Below are 3,657 nucleotides of genomic sequence, written 5' to 3' on the forward strand. Positions count from 1 at the left end.
TCCAGGGGGGACGGGGTCGGGGTGGGCGCGAGGGTGCCCGCCGTGGCGCGTGTGAACGCGGCCGCGCCGCCGACGAGGGGGAGCCTGGCCGTCGTACGGGACAGGTCGAGCGTCAGGGTCGGGTGGTCGAGAGGCGGGTCGATGAGGCCCTTGTCCGTGCCCGCGACGATCAGGGCGAGACGGTGGCCCGCCGGGATCAGGTGGTCGCTCGCGTGCAGGTCGAGGGTGATCGTGTAGGGCCTGCCCGGGACGAGCGGGACGCCGTGTGCGGCCGAGGCGTAATTGCCCAGGTCGGCCCAGCCCCGACTGAAAATCGTGTAGTCGACGGCCGTCGTCTTCGCCCGCGTCGAGCGGAAGCAGGAGCTGTCGCCGGTGGTGCTCGGGCCCCAGCACGTGCGGCCGGCCAGCGTGGTGATGCCCTCGGTGACGTCGGCGTAGTCACGGATGGTGTCGGGGCCGAGGTCGACCAGGACAGCGGTCAGATGGGCCGTCTCGGCGGTCGGGGTCACGCGCACGGTCACCGTGGCGGAGCCTGACATGCGCAGGCTCTTGGCCAGCGGCTTCGTCACGAAGCCGGCCTTCTCGGGCGTCGTCCGGTCGATCTGCTCGGACCACTCGGTCTCGCTCAGGTTCGGGTCGTCGGCGAACTTCGCCGTACCGGACCGCGTACGCAGCCCCAGGGTGCCGACGCCGGGCCGGGCGCCGGTGCCGGGGTGCAGGCTCACCGTGCGCGTGGTGCGCGGCGGCCAGACGGCCGAGGTGACCCAGCGGTCGGGGTGGCGTTCGATGTCGGCCATGGGCTCATCGCCGATGCCGTTGTCGTAGCCGAGGAGTTCGTGGTCGAACCAGCGGTGCAGGGTGTCGACCCAGGCGGCGCGGCGGAAGTCGAAGGGGTCGACGTGGCCGGTCTGGGAGAGCCAGATCTTGCGCTCGACACCGCGCTTCGCGAGGGCGTCCCACCACTGGCCGAAGTGCTTGGGGCGGACGTTGAGGTCCTGCTGTCCGTGGACGACGAAGACGCTGGCCTTGACCTTCCGGACGTCCTTCACATAGTCGCGCTCGGTCCAGAAGGGCGTCCAGTCACCGGTACGCGGGGCTCCGGCGACGATCTTCCGCTGTACGGCGGCGCATCTGGCGCGGGCGGCCGGGCTCTCGACGTAGTCGGACAGGCCGTCGGGGCCGGAGTCGTAGAGGGGGGCGCCCTTGGCGAAGTAGTAGTCGTACCAGGAGGAGATGGCGCTGATCGGGACGATCGTCTTCAGGCCCTTGACGCCGGTGGCGGCGACGCCGTTGGCGATGGTGCCGTCGTAACTCTTGCCGATCATGCCTGTCTTGCCGTTGGTCCAGGTCGCCTTGGCCGGGCTGGTGCCCGTGCGGCTCGTGTAGCCCTTGGCGCGGCCGTTCAGCCAGTCGACGACGGCCTTCGCGGACTGGATGTCGGAGCGTCCTCCGACGTCGACACAGCCGTCGGAGCGATTGGTTCCGGCCAGGTCGACGCCGACGAAGGCGTAGCCGCGCGGCACGAAGTAGTTGTCGTAGAACAGCGGCATCTGGACAACATTGCCGCTCGCGTCGTACGTCTTTCGCTGGCTCTCGTTGCCGCGTCCGCAGCAGGAGTAGTAGGGGCTGGCGTCCATGATCACGGGGATCCTGCGGCCCTGCGCGGCGGGCTCGCGCGGCCGGACGATGTCGACGGCCACGCGGTCGGTCCTCCCGTCGCTGTCGCCGTCGAGTCCGGTGTCCACCCAGACGGCCTCGCGGATCGCGTCGGCGTAGGAATAGACGGGTTCGCTCTCCCGTGGGGCGCTGTGGGCGACGGCCGGGGTGAGCGTGGCGGCCGTGAGGGCGGCGGTGGCCGCCAGGGCGAGCGTTCTCCAGGCCGTGAGGCGCGTGCGTATCGGCATGCGCGGACGGTACATCGGCCAACTCCCGTACAGAAGAGGGTAGCTGAGGGGCGGGAGGGGGTGAACCATCTCCGGGTGGCTGAGAAGTGCCTGTGCGACGCGTGGTGTGTGGCGGTGGAATGGCGGCCGAATGGCGATCATGTGACACCGGTGGCCGTGGACACACGCGGGGGCACAGCGAATGAATAGGCTCCGGACAGACTTCAACGCCCCAAGAGGATTCCCCCCACGCCTACGACTGTCTCTACGACTTGGAGCTCTCGTGCACCGCAGACTCATCGCCCCCGCCGCGCTCACGGCCTCCCTGCTGCTGGCGATCCCGGCATCGGCCGCGAGTTACGTCCCCGGGGCGCCGGGCATCGGCGACCCCTACTACCCGGCGTACGGCAACGGCGGATACGACGTGTCGCACTACGACCTGCGTCTCAAGTACCAGCCCGCCACTGACGAGTTGGAGGGCACGGCGACCCTCCTCGCGACCACGACACAGGATCTGTCACGGTTCGATCTGGACTTCCTGCTGGACGTGAGCGAGGTCCGCGTCAACGGCGCCCGGGCCGTGTTCACCACCTCCGGCGAGCACGAGCTGGAGATCACCCCGCGCACTCCCCTGCCCAAGGGCACAGCGGTGACCGTCGTGGTCCGGTACAGCGGGGTGCCCTCGTCGAAGCAGGCGTACGGGTTCACCAGTTGGCACCGCACCCCGGACGGCGGCGTCGGCGCCAACGAGCCCGAGTCCGCGTGGTGGTGGTTCCCCAGCAACGACCACCCGCTCGACAAGGCCACCTACGACGTCTCGGTGCTCGTCCCGGACGGCTCGCAGGCGATCTCCAACGGCACGCTCCAGTCGACGAGTTCACGGCTCGGCTGGACGCGCTACAACTGGCGCTCCAACAAGCCGCAGGCGACGTATCTCGCCACTCTCGCGGTCGGCAGGTTCGACGTGACGACCGGGACGACGGAGGGCGGCATCCCCGTCGTCAACGCCTACAGCAAGGACCTCGGCGACAACTACGGAGCCGCGCGGGCGAGCGTCGAGCGGACCGGGGAGATCGCCGACTGGCTGGCGGGCTACTTCGGCCCCTACCCGTTCGACGCGCTCGGCGGGTACGTCCCGAACACGAACACCGGGTACGCGCTGGAGACGCAGACACGGCCCTTCTACAGCCCGCGCCAGTTCGCGAACGGCACGAACGTCTCCGTCGTCGTCCATGAACTGGCCCACCAGTGGTACGGCGACGATGTGTCCGTCGCCGGCTGGAAGGACATCTGGGTCAACGAGGGCTTCGCCCGGTACGCCCAGTGGCTGTGGTCCGAGCACGAGGGCGAGGGTACGGCGCGGGAACTCGCCGACTACGTGTACGCCGTGCACCCGGCCGACGATCCGTTCTGGACCGTGAAGCCGGGCGACCCCGGACCCGAGAACCAGTTCGACCTGGCCGTGTACGACCGGGGCGCGCTGGCTCTCCAGGCACTGCGCGAGAAGATCGGCGACACGGACTTCTTCGCGATCCTGAAGGGCTGGCCCACGAGGTTCGCGTACGGCAACGCGTCCGTCGCCGACTTCAGGGCGTACGCCGAGCAGGTGTCCGGTGAGTCGTTGGGGGCGCTGTTCGACACGTGGCTGTTCCGGGCGTCGAAGCCGGCGGCGCCTGCGGCGGTGCGGGCGGCTGCGGTGCGAGTACCCCCGAAGTCCTGGAAGCAGATCGCGGCGACCAACTCCGTCCACGCGAGGCACTGACCTTTCCCACCC

At 69.7% G+C, this 3,657-nt stretch carries 2 protein-coding genes; one reads left to right on the top strand and one right to left on the bottom strand.

Going from position 1 to position 3,657, the window contains the following annotated elements; genetic code table 11:
* On the bottom strand, positions 1-1,904 hold a 1,904-nt coding region (locus AOK08_RS17605), incomplete at its 3' end, for a Xaa-Pro dipeptidyl-peptidase (RefSeq protein ID WP_422125747.1).
* A gap of 262 nt (positions 1,905-2,166) precedes the next feature.
* Between AOK08_RS17605 and AOK08_RS17610 the strand changes: the two genes are divergently transcribed.
* Entirely contained in the window at positions 2,167-3,645 is a 1,479-nt protein-coding gene (locus AOK08_RS17610; protein WP_055526665.1) for a M1 family metallopeptidase, read from the top strand.
* Positions 3,646-3,657 lie beyond the last annotated feature (12 nt).

Source organism: Streptomyces graminilatus (assembly GCF_001418565.1).
Classification (GTDB): Bacteria; Actinomycetota; Actinomycetes; order Streptomycetales; family Streptomycetaceae; genus Streptomyces; species Streptomyces graminilatus.